The organism is Actinomycetota bacterium (genome assembly GCA_018333515.1).
Taxonomy (GTDB): domain Bacteria; phylum Actinomycetota; class Aquicultoria; order Aquicultorales; family Aquicultoraceae; genus Aquicultor.
Genome location: JAGXSZ010000031.1, coordinates 76,431 through 97,311, shown reverse-complemented (window position 1 = coordinate 97,311; position 20,881 = coordinate 76,431). Strand labels below are relative to the sequence as shown.

20 protein-coding genes are annotated in these 20,881 nt (G+C 54.7%); 3 read left to right on the top strand and 17 right to left on the bottom strand.

The features are described from left to right. Positions 1-82: 82 nt before the first annotated feature. The 3 genes from KGZ93_09150 to KGZ93_09140 are packed head-to-tail and all read right to left on the bottom strand — an operon-like array spanning position 83 to position 3,853. The gene (locus tag KGZ93_09150) at positions 83-1,051 is read right to left on the bottom strand and encodes a 6-bladed beta-propeller (GenBank protein ID MBS3909774.1); all 969 of its coding nucleotides are present in this window, start codon (positions 1,049-1,051) and stop codon (positions 83-85) included. 24 nt (positions 1,052-1,075) lie between these two features. Then, the gene (locus KGZ93_09145; GenBank protein MBS3909773.1) at positions 1,076-1,774 is read right to left on the bottom strand and encodes a tetratricopeptide repeat protein; all 699 of its coding nucleotides are present in this window, start codon (positions 1,772-1,774) and stop codon (positions 1,076-1,078) included. Between the two features lie 42 nt (positions 1,775-1,816). Further along, positions 1,817-3,853, bottom strand: coding sequence for an O-antigen ligase family protein (locus KGZ93_09140; protein ID MBS3909772.1), 2,037 nt, complete (start codon positions 3,851-3,853; stop codon positions 1,817-1,819). 239 nt (positions 3,854-4,092) lie between these two features. Between KGZ93_09140 and KGZ93_09135 the strand changes: the two genes are divergently transcribed. Beyond that, positions 4,093-4,515 (top strand): FxLYD domain-containing protein, encoded by a 423-nt coding sequence (locus tag KGZ93_09135; protein MBS3909771.1) that lies wholly within the window; start codon positions 4,093-4,095, stop codon positions 4,513-4,515. Positions 4,516-4,520: 5 nt separating this feature from the next. Beyond that, positions 4,521-5,057, top strand: a complete 537-nt coding sequence (locus tag KGZ93_09130; protein ID MBS3909770.1) for a hypothetical protein — start codon at positions 4,521-4,523, stop codon at positions 5,055-5,057. A 24-nt stretch (positions 5,058-5,081) separates the two neighbouring features. Here KGZ93_09130 and KGZ93_09125 read toward each other — a convergent pair whose 3' ends face one another. The 11 genes from KGZ93_09125 to KGZ93_09075 all read right to left on the bottom strand — a co-directional run bounded on the left by KGZ93_09125 (position 5,082) and on the right by KGZ93_09075 (position 16,024). Then, on the bottom strand, positions 5,082-6,263 hold the full coding sequence (locus KGZ93_09125) for a NapC/NirT family cytochrome c (protein ID MBS3909769.1): 1,182 nt from the start codon (positions 6,261-6,263) through the stop codon (positions 5,082-5,084). Then, positions 6,256-7,269, bottom strand: coding sequence for a hypothetical protein (locus tag KGZ93_09120; GenBank protein MBS3909768.1), 1,014 nt, complete (start codon positions 7,267-7,269; stop codon positions 6,256-6,258). Before KGZ93_09120 ends, KGZ93_09125 begins: the two co-directional genes overlap by 8 nt. Before the next feature lie 3 nt (positions 7,270-7,272). Further along, a complete protein-coding gene (locus tag KGZ93_09115) occupies positions 7,273-7,917 on the bottom strand; it encodes a hypothetical protein (GenBank protein MBS3909767.1) in 645 nt (214 codons plus the stop codon). A gap of 114 nt (positions 7,918-8,031) precedes the next feature. Further along, positions 8,032-9,516 carry a hypothetical protein gene (locus KGZ93_09110; protein MBS3909766.1) on the bottom strand — a complete coding sequence of 495 codons (1,485 nt, stop codon included), beginning with the start codon at positions 9,514-9,516 and terminating at the stop codon, positions 8,032-8,034. Between the two features lie 288 nt (positions 9,517-9,804). Beyond that, on the bottom strand, positions 9,805-10,383 hold the full coding sequence (locus KGZ93_09105; GenBank protein MBS3909765.1) for a GerMN domain-containing protein: 579 nt from the start codon (positions 10,381-10,383) through the stop codon (positions 9,805-9,807). A gap of 13 nt (positions 10,384-10,396) precedes the next feature. Further along, complete coding sequence (locus tag KGZ93_09100) at positions 10,397-11,845, bottom strand: 6-bladed beta-propeller (protein MBS3909764.1); 1,449 nt, start codon at positions 11,843-11,845, stop codon at positions 10,397-10,399. A gap of 28 nt (positions 11,846-11,873) precedes the next feature. After that, a complete protein-coding gene (locus KGZ93_09095) occupies positions 11,874-12,557 on the bottom strand; it encodes a tetratricopeptide repeat protein (protein MBS3909763.1) in 684 nt (227 codons plus the stop codon). Between the two features lie 224 nt (positions 12,558-12,781). Beyond that, complete coding sequence (locus tag KGZ93_09090) at positions 12,782-13,714, bottom strand: NapC/NirT family cytochrome c (protein MBS3909762.1); 933 nt, start codon at positions 13,712-13,714, stop codon at positions 12,782-12,784. A 206-nt stretch (positions 13,715-13,920) separates the two neighbouring features. After that, positions 13,921-14,568 carry a NapC/NirT family cytochrome c gene (locus tag KGZ93_09085; GenBank protein MBS3909761.1) on the bottom strand — a complete coding sequence of 216 codons (648 nt, stop codon included), beginning with the start codon at positions 14,566-14,568 and terminating at the stop codon, positions 13,921-13,923. Positions 14,569-14,668: 100 nt separating this feature from the next. Then, positions 14,669-15,286 (bottom strand): NapC/NirT family cytochrome c, encoded by a 618-nt coding sequence (locus KGZ93_09080; protein ID MBS3909760.1) that lies wholly within the window; start codon positions 15,284-15,286, stop codon positions 14,669-14,671. A gap of 120 nt (positions 15,287-15,406) precedes the next feature. Further along, positions 15,407-16,024: a NapC/NirT family cytochrome c gene (locus KGZ93_09075; GenBank protein ID MBS3909759.1), complete on the bottom strand. Its 618-nt coding sequence runs from the start codon at positions 16,022-16,024 to the stop codon at positions 15,407-15,409. 373 nt (positions 16,025-16,397) lie between these two features. Between KGZ93_09075 and KGZ93_09070 the strand changes: the two genes are divergently transcribed. After that, positions 16,398-17,243, top strand: a complete 846-nt coding sequence (locus KGZ93_09070; GenBank protein ID MBS3909758.1) for a cytochrome b/b6 domain-containing protein — start codon at positions 16,398-16,400, stop codon at positions 17,241-17,243. Positions 17,244-17,298: 55 nt separating this feature from the next. On the opposite strand, the gene KGZ93_09065 is transcribed toward KGZ93_09070, so the two are convergent. The 3 genes from KGZ93_09065 to KGZ93_09055 form a co-directional block, all read right to left on the bottom strand. Further along, positions 17,299-18,195, bottom strand: coding sequence for a zf-HC2 domain-containing protein (locus tag KGZ93_09065; GenBank protein MBS3909757.1), 897 nt, complete (start codon positions 18,193-18,195; stop codon positions 17,299-17,301). Between the two features lie 63 nt (positions 18,196-18,258). Further along, on the bottom strand, positions 18,259-19,806 hold the full coding sequence (locus KGZ93_09060) for a zf-HC2 domain-containing protein (GenBank protein ID MBS3909756.1): 1,548 nt from the start codon (positions 19,804-19,806) through the stop codon (positions 18,259-18,261). Positions 19,807-20,039: 233 nt separating this feature from the next. Next, positions 20,040-20,879, bottom strand: coding sequence for a NapC/NirT family cytochrome c (locus KGZ93_09055; protein MBS3909755.1), 840 nt, complete (start codon positions 20,877-20,879; stop codon positions 20,040-20,042). Between the last annotated feature and the right edge of the window lie 2 nt (positions 20,880-20,881).

Sequence of the window (20,881 nt, the reverse complement as noted above, 5' to 3'; positions counted from 1 at the left end):
CAATACTAACATAAAGCTTGTATAGGCTCAAGGTTTTTATGGTAATTCATACCAGAGCCTTGCAAGCAGCGAACACGCAGACCTACTCAATGGTTATTTTGACGACCTGAACCCGGTCGTTGAATTTATCCGCAATCGCGAAGACGCCGTTCTGGTCATATGCGATGCTCGAGGGCTGGTTGAACTCGCCTTCTTTGACGCCTTTTTTGCCCAAGGTCGCCAGTTGTTTCCCTTTCGCATCGATGACCTTGACCGAATTATCGAAGGCATCGATCAGGTAGAGCAGGTTTTTCTCGTCCAGCGCCATGCCGGCGGGCAGCCCGAAGGCACGGTCGGCCGCCTTGATGTCCGCGGCGGGCTTACCTTTTACCCACAGCACCTCGCCGCTTCTCGATAATGCTTGGATTCTTAGATTGAGGGTATCGGATACGTAGACCTTACCGTTTTTGTCTACCGCGATGCCGGTTGGGCAGTCGAATTCTCCCTCCTCGCGGCCGCGCTTGCCCCATTCTGTAAGGAGGCGCCCCTTGAGGTCGAAGATCATGATGTGACCGTAGGTGGTAAGATATAGCTTGCCGTTTTCCACATGCGGTTTAAACGGCACCATGACCTTGAACTCGCTCTGGAATTTACCTTTTCCGTCGTAGACGACGACCTTGCTAAGCGCTTTGTCGGCGACATAGATGCGCCCGTCCTTCGATGTGGTGACGCCGGTCGGCTCCATCAGTTCGCCCTTGCCGAACCCTTTCTTGCCGACTTTTCTTAGAAACTGACCGGACGAGCGGAAGATGAGCACGCGCGCGTGGCCGGCGTCCGCAATATAGATGTTGCCCTTGTCGTCGAAGGCGACATCGGTCGGGCGGGACAACATCTCGTCGGTCTTAGTGCCGAATCCGTAGATGCTGAAGACATGTTTCATCTGCTTGGTATCGACGGCGGTCGCGCCTAGCGGACGCGAGATGATAAAGTAGAGATAGAGCAGCAACGCCGCCATTATCATCAATATCACAAGTAGTGCTACCAGGAAACTTCTAAGACTAATTCTCTGCATAACTCCTCGACCTATCTATCTTACCTATTCTAATTGCTTCAAGGCTTTTTCAGCTTCGGGATAGCTGTCTACGTATCTCAGCGCTTCCTCATACTCCTGTTTCGCGAGCGATTTCTTGTTCGTTTTTTCATAGCATTGTCCAAGGTAGTAGTGGACATCGGCTAGGGTAGCGTTGACTTTGAGCGTTTTCTTATATGCCTGTATGGCCTGCCCGTAATCGCGTTTCTTATGGTAAAGCCTACCGAGCTGATAGAAGGAGTATTCGTTGTTGGGATCGATGGCGGACGCTTTCAAAAACTGGCTCACGGCCTCTTCGGGCTTGCCCAGAGCCTCGTACGCCATACCGAGTTCAAACCGGGCATTCCAAGAGCGAGGCTCGAGTCGTAGCGCCTTCTCCAGTTCTTTGACGGCTTTGTCGGGCCGCTCCACTTCGAGATAGACGCCGGCGAGACCGACGTAGGCTTCGGCGTTGTTGGGGTTATCCTTAATGGCGGTCTTGTGTTTGAGAAGCTCTCGTTCGACGGCCGTTCGAACGACCGGTGGTTGAAAGTATACCCTCTGGACTATTAACGCGGAGACAACAAAGACTAACAGCAGGAAGAAAATAATGGAGCCCGCAAGCCAGATACTTATCTTTTGTTCCGGTTGCTTTTGTAGGTCGGTTTCTTCGTCGATGCCGTCTCTAAAAAATTCGGAGTTTTCAGGGTCTTTAGTTATTGTCATACAATGAGCCTCAATGAAAAGATTAAAGTAAATTTGCCGATTTTACAAGCGGTCATACGCATCTTTCGCCTCGGTCATCTTTGAATTCGACTGATAGGCTTTGAGATACGCATCTTTCGCCCGGCCCTCGTCGCCTTTTTGCTCATAAGCCCAACCGAGGTTGAAATAAGCCCGGTCGTTGGCGGGGGCGATTTGAAGGGCGTCTTGCCAGGCGCCTATCGCTTCGTCGATCTCGTTTAAGTAAGCGTGTGCGACGCCGATATCGATGTAGGCGTCGACCATGACCGGGTTGAGCGCAAGCCCCAGTTCGTGCTGGGTTATCACTTGGCGCAGCAACGCATGCCTGCCGCCTCGACCTGCCTCCAGCAAGGCGGCTCCGGCCCGGAAATACACCTGCTCATCCGATGGATTGAGCTTGCGGGCCTGTTCGAATGCGGCTATTCCCCGGTTTATGTGGCGGCCGCTGTTCTTGCTTGTTCCGAGTCGGAGCATGGTTTCGCCGAGCGATACGTGGTAAGTGGGTTCGAGGCCGTTGATGCCGATAGCCGACTCGAATCGCGCCAGTGCCGGCTCCGGCTTATGTTGGGCCAACAGTTCGCGCCCTTTGGCGAATTGAATATCCGCCATGAGCGGAGCGGTGCTTAGGATCGCCAGGCTCAGGGCCGCTATCGCGAGGAGGCTCAGGGTCGCGGCTTGCGCGGGTGCCGAGATATTTAGCATAAATGTTTTGCGCGGGGCGCTCGCCTCAAAGACGCCCGCGGTCAGACCTACGGCTATCCAGAAGAAAGGGGAGACCGAGAAGTGGCTAAAATTGAACTGGAGGTGAATAGCGAAGCTGAGCGCCGCCCCCATCGCCCCGGCCGCCGGCCATGCGCCGTTGTCTTCTTCAAGCTTGCGTATTCGGACGATACCGGCCCACGCGAATGCGACGAGTACCCATAGGTAGGCCCCGAGCCCGGCAAGCCCGGTCGTCACCGCTAATTGTAAGAACTCGTTGTGCGCCTTGTCGACGAGGGGGTCGGAGATGTGCTCGACCCAACCCTCGGGCTTGTATTTCCCAAAGACATATTTGAAGGTGTCGGGGCCCGCTCCGAGAAACGGTCTCTCGGCGACGAGAGGTAGCGAAGACTCCCACATCTGAACTCGCGTCAGGGTGCTTCCTTCGATGGAGAGAATCGAGGCAAGCCGGCCGCCGACGGTATATGAGCCGGCGCTAAATTGCACGATTGTAACGCCCGCTATGACCAGGAGGAGCGCAATCGCGATCACATGCCGGCTAGCCCACAGGTGTTTCCGTTGCAAAGCGCCGGTCAAGGCGATTCCGGCGGCCGCGCCGAGCCACGCGCCTCTGCCGAATGTAAACATAAGGGAGGTCGCCACCGTGAACAGGGCCGCGTAAAGGAGCGGCTTGGGAGCGATATGCCTCTTGCTTGCAAGCAAACCCGAGGCGATTAGCGGCAGCACCATCCCGAGGTACGCGGCGAGAAACGTCGCGTTTCCGAACGAGGCCATGCTCCGCGCGGCCTCGAACTGGTTGGGTTCGCCGAATCCGGCGGCGCAGTAGACCTTCGCTACCAGCAGGTATGGGTTGGTCCAGAAGTATTCGACGAGCGCTATGAGCGAGACCACAACCGCCGAGCCTATTATTGCTAATGTGACCGGCCTGTGTTTCGCCTTGTCTTTCGCGATACCGTAGGCGGCCGCGAAGAGAATTAAATAGGTCGCGGTAGTCGTCAATCCCTCCCAGCGCCCGTATTGTCCGTTGAGCGAGGTAAGAGGATGAACCGATTGGATGCCGGAGAGAATAGTAATTGAGAAAAAAGCTAAGAGGGGGAGGGTCAAGCTCGATTTAGGCAGCTCGAAATATCCTTTGCGCGCTACTCGAACGAGCCACGCTATGGCGATGGCTGCGGCTGTCAGCTTAAGAAAGGTGAGTTTGGGTAGCCCAAAGACCGGCGATGCGAAAGGATTTGCGAGTAACGGATAGAGAGCGACAAAGCCGATGATTAGTGACTCGTTGAAATTAAAACCCCAAAAGCGCTTTGGGTCGCGCGCGAGAGTCGTTGAAATAGTTACCACCTCTTTTCAAGATAACCGGCTTTATCTTAACATATTTAAAGCATGTTATCGTAGTATCCGAAGCGTCCGGTTATATTGAAAGATCCTATAAGACCCCTGCTGTTTCGCGGCTGGGGACGTTTTAGCCCGCAAATCGCCGGCCCTCGTCATGATGGAGGATGGCGGCAAAGATTGTAAAAGTTTGTAGTCTGTGCTACAAATAAAATATAGTATAATTTAATTAGGCATGGTGAAAGAGTATGGGTTTTTTCAAGCGTCTCTTGGTGTTGGCGGTAGTAGCGGTTATCGCCGGTTTTGGATGGGCGGCTTTTGCCGGACAGTCAAAGAACTCGCCGCCGGGCTCGAACTCGGGCCAGGTCATCAAAGACCAGAAAGCGATATTCGAACGACTTTTAGTGCAGGAGCCAAACTTTTATATCGATGATTACGAGGTTGTACGTATCTACGGGTCGGTAAAGAACATCGCCAAACAGCGGTGCTCGTATGTAAAACTCGCGGTCAAAGTCCGCAACAAGCAGGGCAAGCTTTTAAAAGAACTGACTGTGTCGGTCAAGGATGTCGGACCGAACGAGATAAAGTCATACGATATCAACGGCGGCACGATATCCGAGAGTATCGGTCTCGAGAGTGCGGTCGTGGAAGCGGCATTCGTGAAGAGGTGAGGGGTTTGCTGAGACGAAACGCACAAACAACGATTCTCATCGGGACATCGCTAGTCGTACTCTTTCTTCTCCAAGGATGCGGCTCGGGCGGCGTCGATGTCGATATCAAGAACGTCACGGCTAACGCCCCGTCGAAAGACGGCCTCGAACCGCTGGAGCGGGGCAAAGTACGGCGACAGATTCTCAACGAGACCGAGGAAAATATCGCTATCTGGCTCAAGGGCGTCTCCGCCGAATACGACCAAGCTTTCTCCGAAAATCTTTTGGCGCCATACGAAAAACAACTCGCTAAACTGCGACAAGAGGGGAGAGACAAGGTGCGCATCCATGAGAATCAGGCGTTTGAGGTGACCGAACTCGCAAAAGACGCCGCGACGGTCGAGTACACTTTCATCGACAAATCTTACTTCGTATCGGCTGCGACCGGTAAAGTGGTCGTCCCCGCTAAAAACTCCGAGTCTGAGATTCTCATAAGTGTCGTCAAAGAAGATGGGCGATGGAAGATCCGGGCACTCATAGGCTCGGGCGAGGCGACTCTTTAATCCCTCCGTTTACCTTTCGACTATTCAATCGAGCGTCGGCGCGGTACGGGCCTTATATCGGCCCTCGCGATGGCAGAAATCGCAGAGCCGCACGCTATGGCAGTCGTAACAGTAGTCGTTTTCACCATCGCCGGGCTGCCTGCCGAGCGCGATCGGGCCATGGTTCGTCCGCCAGAGTTCTTGAGCGCCATGGTATTCCATAGTGCCATGGCACGGGCAGGATTGGAGCATGGCCGGTTGGAGCGGCGCCGAGGGGATATCATGGCAGCGCCAGCAGACATCTCGGTCGGTAAACGCCGGGCGCGCATGTTTTGCTTTGGCAACCCAGTCCGGCGGGTGCGGCATCGTCACGCCATGACAATTCGTGCAGCGCTTTTCTTTATGGCAGCGGTAGCAGAAGTCCCATTGGACGAAGATGCCGGCTTTGATGCGGTCGCGCTTGGGCTCTCGAATCGCGGTCCCGATATCTTTTTCATGGCAGGTAGAGCATTCCGCGGCGGCCCGCTTGCCGTCGTGGCACTTGATGCAGCCGCCCATCGACGGTTCGCGCACCGGTTTGACCGCACCGGGATGGGCGACCGTGTTATGGCAGTCAACGCAACGGGCGCCGTCTTGCAAAAAATCGCTATGGCGCACTCTTATGGAATAGCGGCTTACCGTCTTCGAGCGCACTTCGCCGTGGCAGCGCAGGCACGCGCCGTCATCGACGGAGGCGGTCGCCGGCTCTATCTTATTCGTCGTCGCGTAAACCCACAGCCACCTCGAATAATCGATTTTCTGCAACAGAGCCCCGGTGGCACCGGCGGGCTGATGGCACTGGAGGCATTCGACGCCTTTATGCGTCGAGGACCGGAGTGCTATAACCGCCGTGCTCTTGCCATGGCAATTGGCGCAAAAACTCGGCCTGGCCGTATATGAACTTAAAGCGACGAAGGTTAGCGCGACAGCGGCGACTATAAGAAAGCGCTGTCCCCAGGCGGCGTACGGGCTCTCGCTAACCGGCACTTCGAGGCGAACGCGCAAGCGCTTACGTGTGGCGAACGAGTACGCCAGGTAGCCGAGCGCAAAGAGAAGCGCGAGCGTGACCAGGAGCATTACCGCGACCAGTATCGTGAGGTTCGTGTCGTATGTGGGATTACCGAAGACGTATCTAATATCTTCGAAGATATCGTTTATGCGCTGGGAGAGGTCGAGATCGTTAATCAAGGCCGGCCTCCTCGCGCAAGAGCTTCAATTTGTTCTCGGGTATGCCCGGGTGGGTATGATACTTATGGCACCTGGCGCACGACTCTTTCAGGTGGCATTGGTAGCAGGTTTTGTCGCCGTCTTTTTTGACGAGGGCGCTATGCCGCGACAAAAAGCTCCCCGGATGCGGCATCTCGAGCGAATGACAGTTATTGCACAATGATTCGCTGTGGCACTGCTTGCAGCCCGCCGCGGCCTCGTTCGAGTTCTTTACCTCTTTACCGTGAGAGACAATCCAGGAACTCGAGTGCGGCAGCTCGGTGTTGTGACAGGTGCCGCAATAGAATTTGCTATGACACGCCTGACAGGTGTTCAAATTGTCCATGCCGTGTGTCTGGCGCCAATTCTCGCTGTGGGATATCTGCCACACGCCCCGGACGCGATGCGACGGGTCGCGTTTGGTATCATTGATGTGGCAAGAAACGCATTCGCTCGATGCGGTGGTATTATTATGGCATGTCAGGCATTTGCTGATTTCGGCGAAGTTCTGTCGCGCGGCGCTCTTGCCGTGAGCCACGGTGCTGTGGCAGTCACCGCACCCATAGCCTGCCGCCAGTATCTCCTTGTGGCTGACCCGCAGAGCCTTGCTCTCGACGACTTTAGTCGCGATAGGCTTGTGGCAGTTGATGCAGTTCTTCGCGGGAACGACCGTTGTGACGGGTCTTCGGTAGATACCGCTGAGCTGGGCCGGGATCATCCGCGCGAGCGCTAACCGCTGCGAGAGGATACCGAAGGGTTCGTTGCCCGCGTGGCATGATACGCACCCGATGTCGCTGTGTTTAGATTGCGCCAAGGACGTATGCGAAGGCGTGTGGCAAACGCCGCATACGGCGGGTATCGCCCCGAGGGCGCCGACTATATTGAAGTATACGAAGAGACCCAAGATGACGCTGAGTAGCCCGTAGTAGACCCTTTGCAGGACGCGGTCGACCTGTTCGGTTTTATCCGGCCTGACAGGTGCGTTCATCGCTTATTCCACCTTGGCCTCGTCGATAACGGCTTTCGCGAGGGGCATCGCGTGCTTCTGTAGGGTGCCGTTTTTGTCGACCGGAATGTGGTCGAGGAACGATGTCTTGATAGTTATCGCGAAATTCTCCCTGGTCCAGCCGATAAAATAGCTGCCCTCGCTCTTGTCGTACCCGGTACTTATGGCCATCGAGCCTATCAAGAGGTTTTCGTTTCTTTTGGGAAATCTCTCTTTGAACGCCTCGGAAATGGATTCCTCGGCCTCCCTCGCGGACGGGTAGAAGGTGACCTTGGCATACGAATTGACCGGCGTCGCGAGCGCGATATTCGCGTCTAATACCTCGTAAATCGCCTCGGCGGCGGGAAACTCCGACCCCGGTATCGCCTGGCGCCCCCGCGTCGCGTACTGCAGGATCGATTCGGGCAAGAGGGTGACCGGCGCGACCGGCGGTTCGACTGCTTCGCGCGGCGCTGCTACGTCGGCCGCGGTTGTCGGCCTTTCAACTCTGGATGTGCCCGAGGATTCAAGCGCGATAATTACGACCATGAGCAGGGAGGAGACGATGGCAAGGAGAAGAAGCATGCGGAAAGCGCGTCTCTCCGGCACTATATGGTTTTGCTTTTCATCGTTCCGTCTCTCTCGCACCATGTTGTTCCTACCCGGTATATCGGCTTATATTCTATCAGTTAATTTATAAATGCGTACATAAAGAGGAAGGGCCAGTGTCCCGGCCCCTCCTTTTGTGTGTGTGAAAAACAACTCTTAATGGTTCGTGCCGATACCAACGTGGCATCTCAAGCACACCCCGTCGAGGTTGTTCGAGGTGACGTTGGCAGCTGTGCCGGTCGTATCCATCCAGATGTTGGTGGTTTTCGCCGGATCTGCCTGGGTCTGCCATGGTCCGAGCAACTTGATCGTGTTGCCTTGACCGCTGTGCGGGAAGTCGGACTTGGTTCCCGCCCCATCGACGTCGTCCTTTGCGACCTTGTACGAGCCGGTTCCGAAGTGGCAACGTTCGCAACCCTTATAGAAGCCTCCAGGGTCACCATAGTGGACTGTTGCCGGTACGATCGGCAGGTCGTTCCGGTGACAGCTGTAGCACTGCGCCGGGCCGTTGTACGCGCCGGTGTACGGTGCCGGGTGCGTCCGGTCGGAGTGGCTCTTAAAGCCGAGTTCCGCGTTTGACGTGTTCTTCCAGTAGCCGATGTTCAGGTTGTGGCAGTCGGCGCACCAGGGCGAAAGGGTGTACTGGTTGACGGTCTGCGGGTCGCGCTTCGGGCCGTACTGGTGAGCAGCCTCAACACCCGTGTACGCCGTGTAGATGGTCTTGCCCGGGCCGGTGTTCGATGCCGTCATTGTGGTCTCGGGTACCTTTATCGTATTCGCGGCGTTGACGTAGACCTTGCCGGCCGCCGGATTGTACTCGGTGTACGCCTTATGCGTCTGCATACCCACATCATAATCTTCGTAATGACCTGCGATCGTAGCGGTCCCCTGAATCGATGCCGACGGCATCAGCCGCAGCAGCTTGTAACCGCCGGCTAGCTTTGCTTCGGTCTCCAGAGCGGTCGGTCGCCAAACCATGTTGACGGCGTTGTGCGGCTGGTGGCAGTTCATGCAACGAAGCGCGAGCGGGCCGATGCGCATGTAGCCGGCTCTGTTGGCTCCCGCGGCGCTCTGGCCGTGGTGCTTGGCGAAGCGGAACATCTTGTTCCGGTCGGCGCTGTAGCGACGGACGTCGACCGTCTCGCTGACGGCGGTACCGCTGGCGTCGGTCGTCGTCAGGGTAACCGGCTCCGTCCATTGTTTTACCGAGCTGTCAGGAACAGTCGCGCTCGCGCCGATCGTGTGGCCGTTCGGTGTCGATTTGCCGGCGGCGTTGAGGTCGTAGACGACCTTAGTCGAGTGTGCCGAACCTCCGATGTGGCAATAGTCGCAGGCATCGTCCTGCGTATCGGAGCGCAACATGAAGTAGGCGCCCTCCGCGCGGTGGACCGCATGGCAGACCTTGCATTTGTTGGTCGCGGTGTCGTAGCCGCCGTGCGGGTTGCTGTACATCTTGGTTGTCTGGTCGTCAAACGCCTTGTACGAACCCTCGGTCTTGGCAGCGGTATCGACCCTATCCTTGTAGGTCCACATCGATGAACCGGTGTTGGTGTCAAAAGTGGTGGGGCTGACGGCCAAGGCGGTTCCGGCCATTGTAAGCACGAATATCGCGGCGAACGCAAATAGTATCGCTTTTTTCATAATTCTCACCTCCTTTCCTTAGGAATAAGCTTAAGGGATCCGTTCAGACGTATGCGGTTATCAATGTAGGGGAAGCATGCTAAGATGCCGGCTGCGATGAGTCTTGCGGTTAAAGCATCGTTCGTCGATAGAGTGGCCCAACATTGCACTTAAATTCTCAAATACCAGCGTAAGTTTTCGATAGCTAGCCGTTCCGTGCGCACCTTTGCGGCGCATACTTTATGGAACTATTTTTAGCTATACTTTGTAGTCAAGACTATTATATATTATATAAACCGTTACTTCAAGCTAATTCGAGGTCTCTTCTTGCGATTGGTCATCCGGTGTTTGCTTACGATCTATTTTCCAGGGTTGGCCGATAAGCGATACGTCGTTCCAGAACCTATGTACATCTTTACCCGAAAGCGAACCTTTTTCTTGCCCTTCGACCGAGAATTTAACCGATTTGATCTGCTCGAACTGTTTGAGCGTCTCGATGATCGCGCCATACGCGAGGACTTTCTCTTTCTTCGAGGCTTCGAAATCGAGCACTTCGCGGCTGAAATCGACCGTTGCCGCCCCTTTGTCGTCTACGGTTACAGCGAGTATGTCGCACTCCGGTTGGACTATCGCTATGTCGGTGTTGTTTTTTGGTTGAGCGGCGAGCAACGCGATGAGAGTCGTCTTTATGACCTCTTTATCGTCGGCGATGATATGGCGCTCCTCGACCAGCGTCTTGCCGGTAGCGTAGAAGACCGATACACTCCTTGTTTTATCGGGCAAAGTCATCTCCGGCGGCGGGGCGTCCGATGAACCGGCGCAGCCTAACGCGCCGCCGACAAGGAGGAGCATGATTATGGATATGGGCAAGGCGATCGATCTTTTCATCAACATCTTTCTCCTACTTCGTCCCGTATGCGGTCGAAAACTCCGCATAGTTCATAGTCGCGATGCCTAACTCGCCGGCGGCTTTTCTGAGCAGAGGCGACTCCGTCAGCAGAAGCCGCTTGCCTTTGATGCTATGCGCGAGCGCCAGTTCGGACGCTTGTCCGTCCGTTAGCTCGGAGAGCATCGGGAGCGTTTGCAGCTCACGCTCATTGATCGCTCGCTCAGTCAGGCGCAACGCCCGCGGTATCACGTCGCTCATCCGCTCGACGGTCTGTGGCGGGACGACAAGTCTCTTAAACGCGCTTGCCAGACTCTCTCCGCTATCTCCCGCAATCGCGTTCTGGAGGAAATCCTCGGTCGCGACGACCTGCAAGCGCGAGCGTGTAAGGAGCCGGAGCAGGAGCGGTATCAAGAGTACGAGCAGGTATGGCGCCCATGCGAAGATCCGGTCGGTCGCGGATATCGCTATCGGCACCTGGAAGACCTGGACGCGGTCGTTATACTTATCCGCCAGGACGAGCTTCCCGGAGCCGGCGTAGGCGACACCGGCGGGGTAGTAGAAGAAGCCGTCGTCATGGCCGATATCGCCGATGGTATCGACGCGCTCACCCTTTGTGTCTAGCAGTGTAATTTCGCTGCTGAGGCCGTCGACGACATAGAGATGACCGTTATCGTCTAGCGCTATGCTCGCCGGCAGGCCGAACTTTCTGTCCTTGCCCTGGTAGGTGATGGCCTTATCGGGGGGGAGGGGTTGCCCGTATTGCCAGAGAGGCTCGCCCTCTTTACTCAATGCCTGCACGCGGTAGTTCAAGCTATCGGCGACGTATATGGTGTCGTCGCCGCCGATAACGATACCTCCGGGCAGCTGGAACTCTCCCGGCGCCATGCCGCGCTTGCCGAGCGTGCTTATCAGGTTGCCTTGGAGGTCGCCTATCATAATGCCGCCGATAGTAGTAACATACAGCCGTTCCTTATGGATAGTCATCGCGAGCGGCGGCTCATCGTTGGAAAATTTCATCTCGTGTATCGCCTCAAAATTGCCGTTATAGACCACGACTTTCTTCGAGGTCTTTGAAAGTACGAAGACGCGTCCGTCCTCGGAGACGGTGACCGCGATGGGGTCTTTAAACTCGTATTTGCCGGTTCCCGGGTTGCCGAACTGGGTTAAGTATGTGCCCTCCCGGTCGAAAACGACGACGCGTTGTTTGCTCGTGTCGGCGATGAATATCCGTCCCTGGACGTCGAGCGCGACGCCGCTGGGACGGCGGAGCAGGTCGCCCTCAAAACCATAGATTGAGAAGAGGTGCCTAAACTCCTCCTGCTTCTTGGCTGTCGTGGAAACAGGCGGTTTCGTCAATGCGAAGTAGAGGAATAGCAGCGTCAGGAGCGCGATGAGAAGCGCCGCTATAAACGCGATATATCTCCTCGTCGTATAATCTATCGTTACCCGTTCGGTCGCCAAAACAGTAACCTCCAACCGTAAATTTAAATCATTTAGCCGCGGGCTTTTCCGGCTTAGCCGCGGTCGCCTTCTCTTTTTTTACTTTAGCGAGCGCGTCTTGCGCTTCTTTATAGTCGGGCACAAACTGGAGTGCTTCTTCGAAATATGCCATAGCCTTGCCCTTATCGCCGCTTTGTTCGTATACGAGCCCCATCTCGTAGAGGAGCAGAGCCGATTCCGGCCCGAAGCCCAAGGCGGCATCGTATGCTTTGATTGCTTGCTTGTATTTCTCCTGCTTCAAGTAGATGCGCGCTAACTCCGACCAGCAGGTTTGATAGAACGGCGCTAGTTTACCCTCCATCTTGGCGGCTTTTTCGAGAGTTCGGGCCGCTTCAGTCAGGTTTCCCTTTTCTTTGTTGGCCAGGCCGAGAATGTAAAACGCTTCCGCGTCGTCGGGAGCGAGCTTCGTAGCGATTCGCGCTTCGCTGACCGCCGTGTTGACGCGACCGATATCCAGATAGACCGCCGCGAGTTTTATCCTGGCGCGTGAATCGTTAGGGTTGACTTTGACCGCTTGCACTGCGAGAAGAAGAGCGCGTTCGGACTCGGTCCGGGGCGTTGTGTCTTTGCTGTCGAAGGCGACGTGGCGGACGATTGCGCCTCCGGTGCCAACGACCGCCAAGACCAAGATCGCCGTAATCGCTTTTAGGAGGAAAGGAGTCCCTCTGCTCATCAATAAACCACCTTTTTATTTATAAATATGACACAGACTACGAGACTTTGTCAAGAATTGACATAGTATGAATAATATGCACTTGTGTATTTTTAGGTGGTAGGGGCAACGCGGAAGAGACAATCGCAATGCTCACCAGCGTAATCATGGTCGCTCGCGCTAAACGATTAAAGCCGGATAGACAACGATATTCCGGTAATCGGGGCGAGCAGCCGCATGACCGCCTATTGCTTCTTGGCGGGTCGCTCGGACAAGGGTTGTTTTACGCCGCGGACGTGGCACCAGGCGCAGTAGGTCGGGCCGTGGCAGTCAAAGCAAACCGCGGGGCCGGTAACGGCGACGACGTTTTTATGTATCGACACCCAGCCGCCCAATCGCTCATTGTAGCCTTTGTGGTGACACGCGTTGCAGAAATCCTTCTCGCGGTGGCATTTCCGGCAGACCTGCGGATTTTTGCTGCCTAAAGAGCCGTGCTCCGCCTTGACGAATTTTTCGGGGTGGGGGACATCGACCCCGTGGCAACCTCGACAGTATGTTTTCTTGTGACACATAAAGCATGTGGCGGTGTCTTGCTTCGCTATCTTTCCATGGTCGGGCACTCGCCATGTTCCGACTTTGTGTGAGACCGGAACGGGGTCGAATACCTTCGGGTCTTTCGGGTGGCAAGCGTCGCACCTCCCCGGTGCCAGGGCGGCTTTTGAGAGACCGTGGCAACGGAAGCACCCGTCCATGCTTATGAAGTTCTGATAACCGGGACTCGTGGGATGTCCGGCGCGATTATGACATGTCGTGCAGTTGACGCCTTTTTCGAGGTGAATATTGTGGTTCATGATTAGGGACTTACGCGGCGTGATTATTCGTTTCGGCGTGTGGCATTGGAGGCAGCCGTCGTTATCAATTTTCTTGCTCAGTTCGCTGTCGCGGTTTATCTGCGGATCATACGATTTTGTAAAATGCCGGTATGCCTCATTTATCAGGTTTGTTTTCCGCTTAAGGCTACCTGTAATACCGGAGGCGTGGCAGGTGTTGCAGGTAACCTCCGAGTGAAGCGATGTCCTCCAAGCCCTAATCGCCGGCTTCATCTCGTGGCAGCTCACGCAAAAACCCGGCTGCGACGTGTACCAGAAACCGTACCCGAACGCGACCAGAAAAAGCATGCCCGCAACCCCGGCTACGCTGACGTAAAGCCTCTTGCGAGATTGTCGTGATTCCGGCAGGTTGAGGCGTGGGAAGCGAATTCTAGATTTTATGTTTCGGAAATTTATCTTACGCATTTTGCTCGATTGTAACATTGCGGTCGTATATTAACAAGCGAGCCTCCCGGAATACATTTTTAGATGAGGCAATAAGGCGAGCGACATTATTAATGGTCGTAACTCCTTGCGTCGGAGAAGCGCTTGTTGTGGCAGAAGCCGCAGTCGTTCTTGCGTGACAGGTGGCACTCAAAGCATAGTTTGCGGTGTGGCGTGAGTTCACCGATATCGCCGACTTCGGGATGGGCCGCGCCGGGGTGGCATTTTATGCAGGCGATGTCGACTTTTGTGGTATGCATCCGGTGATTGATTTTGATATCGCCCGAGGCGGAGTTCTCCCGGTTTAGGCTATGACAACCGCTCCGTTGGCAAGAGTCGATACCGGGCACGGTAGCTCCGGCGGGCTTGAGTTCGACCCCGGCCATGCTCGCGTATATCTCGCGGTAAAAGCTGATCCGGTAAATCCAGAGGCTGACCGCGCCTTGCTTGACGTGACACCCGAAGCAGTTTTTGACCGCCACCGAATGCGACGACTTCCGCCACGACTTGTAGTATTTTTCCATACCGTGGCAGAGGGTACAGCTCTTCGGGTTGGAGGTGTAGGCGTAGGGGACGGCCAAGAAGACGATAACCAAAATGAGCAGGTATTTAAGTACCCCGCGTTTTTTGCGCTCGCTACCGCCCGGGTCGGGCCGCTCGTCGACGCCGTCTTCGGTTATGAGCTTTTCGCTGTCGGGATTATCTCTTATATCATCCATTTAAACCAACACTAAGGGGCATCCTTGACGTCATTATTGGGCAACTTCTTGACTATAGCACTCGCGCATGATGGGAGACGCCGGCGTGTGGCCCGACCCATTAATCGTGGACAAAACCCTTTGTCCCCACGTGTTTCTTGATATGGCAGAACGAGCAATCGTTCATTCGCGCGGCGTGACAGCCTTTACACATCTTCCGCGCCGGCAATAACGCGCCGGTTTTGCCGACATTGGGATGGGCCGCGCCGGGGTGGCATTTTATGCAGGAAAGGTTGGCCTTGGTGACGTGTCCGCGATGGTCGATTTTAATATCACCCGACGCCGAGCTTACCCGGTTTAGGCTATGACAACCGCTCCGTTGGCAAGAGTCGATACCGGGCACGGTGGCGCCGGCCGGTTTGAGTTCGGCGCCGACTATGCTCGCGTATATCTCGCGGTAAAAGCTGATCCGGTAAATCCAGAGGCTGACCGCGCCTTGCTCGATATGGCAGTCGAAGCAGTTTTTAGCCGCAATGGTATGTGTCGATTTTTGCCACGATTCGTAGTATTTATCCATACTGTGGCAGAGGGTACAGCTCTTCGGGTTGGAAGTATAGGCGTAGGGGATGGCTAGAAAGGTTATTAGCAGTCCGATGAAACCCAAGACGAGGTACTTCTTCAGACTCTTTTTTTCCTTGGCAGTCGGTTCTTCTTGAGGTTGACTGTTTTCTTCGGACATTAGAAACCCCTTTGGCACGATGCATCTGTTAGCATAGGTCTGTTCCGCTTATTATGTGACAACTGCTACATAGTTGCAAGACTTCATTCGCACAGCAGGGGGTTGATTTGCTTGATTCCGCTAGTCGTGGACAAAACCCTTTGTCCCCACGTGTTTCTTGATATGGCAGAACGAGCAATCGTTCATGCGCGTGGCGTGACAGCCCTTACACATCTTACGCGCCGGTATCACCGCGCCGGTTTTGCCGACATTGGGATGGGCCGCGCCCGTGTGGCATTGCGTACATGAAATATTGGCTTTTGTGACATGCCCTCGGTGGTCTATCTTTAAATCACCCGAAGCCGAACTTACCCGGTTCAGGCTGTGACACCCTTGTTTCTGACATGAATCCACACCGGGCACGGTGGCGCCGGCCGGTTTGAGTTCGGCGCCGACTATGCTCGCGTATATTTCACGATAGAAGCTAATACGGTAGACCCATATATTCAAAGTGCCGTCTTTAACATGGCATTCAAAACAATTGCTTGCGGCGGTTGCATGTGTCGATTTTTGCCACGATTCATAGTATTTGTCCATACTGTGGCAGAGGGTGCAGCTCTTGGGGTCGGACGTATAGGCATAGGGGATGGCTAGAAAGAGCGCCAGAAGGGCAACGGCAATCGCCAAAAAATACCCACGCTTGAATTTTCCCGTTTTTCCGCCCGATGTTTTCTGTGGCTCTTCCACCGTATCCGGCATAGTCCCCCCAAGCCTCAGCTAAACGATTGATGATAAAGATATCGATAATATTATGTAATAACGGTTTGTTACTTACAAGGAGATTTTAAGGAATTTGTGCTACGGAATTATCCACAAACCGCTGTAGCGCGATATCAACACGGTATTGATTAGCGCGTGACCTTGCACAATAAACCCTTGCCTTAATACTGATCCTCAAAATAAGGTCGAAGGCTCGAAGCCGCTTAGTATTACTCGGCGCTTGATTGCTCCGCGCCGAAGATGTATGATGCAATCGCAAAGCTGAATATGTAAGTGCGATCTTGTTGCCCCGAGATAGCAGTCGCATAAGCGATTCACGCCCTCTGTGTTGTCTCGGCAGAAACGGGGTTTGATGAATGAGTCGCTTCCCATCATACAAATAAACCTGGCGCTTGATGTCATCGGGCCCGCGCTTCTGGTACTCGTCATCATCGGCATGTATGTCGGTCATTTTACCGGCAACGTAATGACCGGTCGGGCCCGCAAGCGGTTCAAATTATGGCAGTGGCCCGACCATGTGGAATTACCATCGTTGGTTCGTCGTTCTATGCACTTGATGTTGGTGGGCTCGATGGTCGTGTTGATGGTGAGCGGCATATATATCCGATTTCCGTTTGAACTGCCTTTCGGTAATCGCACGACCATCAAATATCTGCACTATGTCGCGGCTTTCGCCGTCACGGCGATATTCTTCATAAGAATCGGCTATGCGTTTCTCCATAAGAGCAAGGATTACCGCGAATTCGCGCTTACCAAGAAAGACATGACGGCCTTTGTGCCGACGCTTAAATACTATGCGTTCATGGCCAAGTCGAAACCGCACGTCGCAACCTATAACCCGATGCAGAAAGCATCATACGGTCTCATGGTTCCCACGTTAATCTTCATTCAGATAGTGACCGGGCTTGCGCTGCTGTTTTCGCCGCAGCTTCTCGGTTGGCCGGCATCCTCAGTGGGAGGGCTTGCGCTGGCGCGGGTCTACGTGAGAACCGTCCATTATTTCGTGACCTGGGTCGTGAGTGCGTTTATGTGCGCGCATATCTATCTCGCGATCACCGAGGATCTACCGGCGCTGCTGTTCTTCTTTTTCGGCATAAAGCCGCATGATTTAAAAGAGCGGAGAAACAAATCGGGTGAGGAGGACCGTGCGGAAAACACGAACACCGAAGTCGCCCACGATGCGCATCACGAGGGTTAGCCGAGCCCCTCAGTAAAGAGACGTCAGCGCCTTTTCCATCCGGTCAGCGTTGAGATTATTTGGTGAGCACGACCTCGTTCGACGCCGGGTCGACCGCGACCACCGAGGCGCTCGAAAGAGCCCCCGTGGAGCCTCCGGGACTCCACACCAGGACAAAAAGCCAGACGTCGCGCCCCTGAAGGCTAGCGCGTTCGGCGTACGCGGGGAGCGCGGGTTTATCGATGGCGGCGAGCGCGGTCGACAGTGCCCGCGAGGTCGAGCCTATATCTTGGCCGGCCTGTCCAGCGGCGTCGATGATACCACTTACCATTTTACCGCGCAAAGCTACCGCATCTTCCGCGGTATATCGGTCGGCAAAGCTTAGAACGACCGACGTGAACTTCACATCATCCACATCTTCTACCGTGTAGTCCTGCTTTGAGATTGCCACTTCGGGTTGGAGCGAAAGCCCTATGCCTCCCTTAAAGCGCTCGAGGCTCTCCACTCCCGGCTCCGCACGTTTCTCTTTGAGCGGCTGCTTAAGTTTTACGGGTGGTCGCGAATTCTGATTTTCAAGGGCGCCTGGGGCGCCTGCCGATGGCGCTTGCCGGTTCTGCCAGACACCTGATTTGGTTATAGCTAAAACGCTTGCGGCGACGAGTGCCGCGTATCCTAAGCTTAGAGCCGCGCGCAGTAGGGAAGCGCGCTTCTCTATGGAGTAGCGCCTTGCTTTTGTCGAAAGCCGATGGATATTGCGTTTGCGCAGAGTCGACTCGAGTTCTTCCGCTAGCGAGCGCGGTAGCTCTACATCGGATAGCGAATAGAGCGCCTGTGATAACCGTTCTATCTTAAGGAGTTCAGCCGAGCACGATGGGCACGCGCGAATATGTGAGGAGACCTCTTCAGCGCGCTCCTGTCTTAAAATCCCATCATAATAAAAGGGGAGTAAGCGCAATGCCTTACCGCACTTCATACCAAACAGACCTCTCCACTCTCCTTGCCGGATACTCGACCGGCGTTTTTTGAATGCCATATCTCATCTCAGAAGTCCTTTCAACGCTTCGAGCCCGCTGTCGAATTGCCGCCAAACCGGACTTTTGTCTTGCTCCGCTTTCATACCATGCACCATTTTTCCATATTTGACGAACTTTAGCTCAGCTTCCGCATGGCAGGCACTACAAGTTTTCGGCAAGTTTTTTCCGGATACTCGCGATTTCGGATTGCGCGAAGGTTGAATGTCGTGGTTTCCGTGGCAGTCCCAACATGCCGGTGCGTCGGGGGCGGCCGCTTTATATGCTTTACCGTGGTAATAATCGTTGTACGATTCCCAATAGTCTTTATGGCAGTCGCCGCAAATATTTTTGGCGTGAGTTCTCATCTCGGCAAGGGTTTGCGGTTTCTTGTTCGATGCCAGCGTCGCGTGCGCATCGTGGCAGTCGCCGCAAGCCGGCGCCGGCACGCCCCCTTTACCGGTTCTTTTGCTGAGCGCCAATTGCCCGTGGATGCTCTTAGCATAAATTTCGTGCTGCTTTTTGTGGCTGTGGCATTGCGAGCAGGTACGCTTGGCGACCTCTTTCCAGCCTGCGTCCTCGAGATCTTTTGTCGAACCCTCAAAGTTAGGGTGGCATGCGATGCAGGCAAGCGATTTGTGCGGATTAATGTCACGCAACTCGACCGCCTGGCTCAATGGAGTCTGCGGCCAGGTCGCCACAATGGATGCGGTTGCAGGGTCGAACGCGAAGACCGAGATTCCGGTGAGCAGTTTACCGCTTTTCGCATCGGTGCGGTTGACGACGATAAACAAGACCTCTTTTTCGTTCAAGAAGGCTTTTTCGACGTAAGAGGGGAGGGCGAGGTCGTTTGTCGTCGCAAGAATGGTCTCCATACACCGACCCAAAACGCGCTTCTCCAGACCAAGGATAGCCGCTTGAGCTGTAATCTCAGATATGATGTTGGCTCGGTAGAGCTTTGCTTCGACGGTCCGGTATTCCTGAGAAAAAGCGACGATTATGGGCTGGATCGCGACCTGTTCCAAGGCATCCTCAGCGTAGTGTTTTCCCGACACTAAGATTTCCGGGCGCGGGAGGTAATCATAGGCTCTGGGGCCACCGCTCTCTGCTTTTAACACGAGGTCTTCAAAGCTCTGGTTCAGGGTCCTCTCAGCGGCACTCTGTCCCGGTTCGGGCGCGAGGTCACTGATGTTGAAGATATCCAGTATTGCGAACCCCTGATCGAACATGAGGGCGAAGGTGAAGGCGGCAAGAGTCACGGCTATGAAGATAGCGGCGACGCCAAGTGTAGCCGAGCGCGCAAACCGTTCCAGGCCTCGGGGCGCGATTTTGCGTCTACCCGCTGTAGCTTTAAACGTCCCGGCCGCTTTGTCGGCTAGCTGCTGATATATGGATTCCGGGACGAGAAGAGGAGGGATGTCTCGCAACGACTGGGGAAGTTCGCGTAACTTAGCCGGTATAGCAGCGCATTCGCCGCATGTTGTGAGATGCTCCTCGACGTCGCGGCGAATATCTTCACTTAGTTGGTCGTCAGTGTAGTCGGCGAGCGAACGCCTGGCATCATCGCAGTTCATCTTCGGCCTCCTGTCTCAATCTTAGGATTAAGAGAGGGATTTTACAACAGCCGCGAGTATCTTTTGTTTTGCGTAAGCGCCGGAGAGCTCTGAGTCAAACCTCGGCAAGGTCGAATTGCGGATTAATGAGCCCAACATGTTCGGGAGTTGAGATATCGAGAATCTTGCAGATAATACCGGTGCTCGCCCGGCGTTTAGATTTACCGTCTAGTCTTTAGCGGCATACTCGCTTATTAAGGTTGGACACCATGACAGCGCATGCAGAAGTCGAGCGTGTGGCAAGCGTTGCAGCCGTCCCGAGCAGCTTTCGCCGCCGAGCCATGGTTCGACCTCCAGCGCACGGCGTGCGATTCGGGTTTCTTGGTATGGCAATCCATACACCAGTCGGGTCTCCAGTTATGGCACTCGTTACATTTAATGGTCTTGGATTGCTCACCATGGACTTTGAACCAGTTCGCCTGCTGATGACTTTCAGGAGTCCCCATCTTGGTATGGCAGACATCGCATTTATCGGGCGCTTTCTTGCCGTCGTGGCACTTCATACACGTTTCCATCTTCGGCTTGCGGGCCTTATCGTCGCCGAGCCCGTGAACTACTCTCGCGTGACAAGTCGTGCACTTTAGTCCTTGTTCGATATGGAGCTTATGGGGCACGTTGAGACCGCCGCCGAACGCCATCTCCCTGTTGAGGGAGTGACAATTACCGCAGGCGTCATTGACCGGCTCTTTTTGACGTGCGACTATCTTCGGCGCGTTTGGCTTATTGTAGACCGTAAAGTGAAGGTAGACTTCCTTTAAGGCGATCACTTTGTGGGTCGCGAAGTTTACGATGCCCGGCGGCATATGGCACGAATAGCAGGTTACCTCCGAGTGGACCGAGGCTTTCCAGCTATCGAAGGCCGGGTTCATCTCATGGCAACTTTTGCAGAAGCCGGGACTTCCGGTATATTGGAGCGCTCCATAGGTGAAGACACCAAACGCCGCAATCGCGATTATGATGATATTCGCCTTGCGTTGGTTGTTATTGTAGAAATCTTTGATTTTACCCAGCAATCCCTTAGCCTCGTTGCTCACGT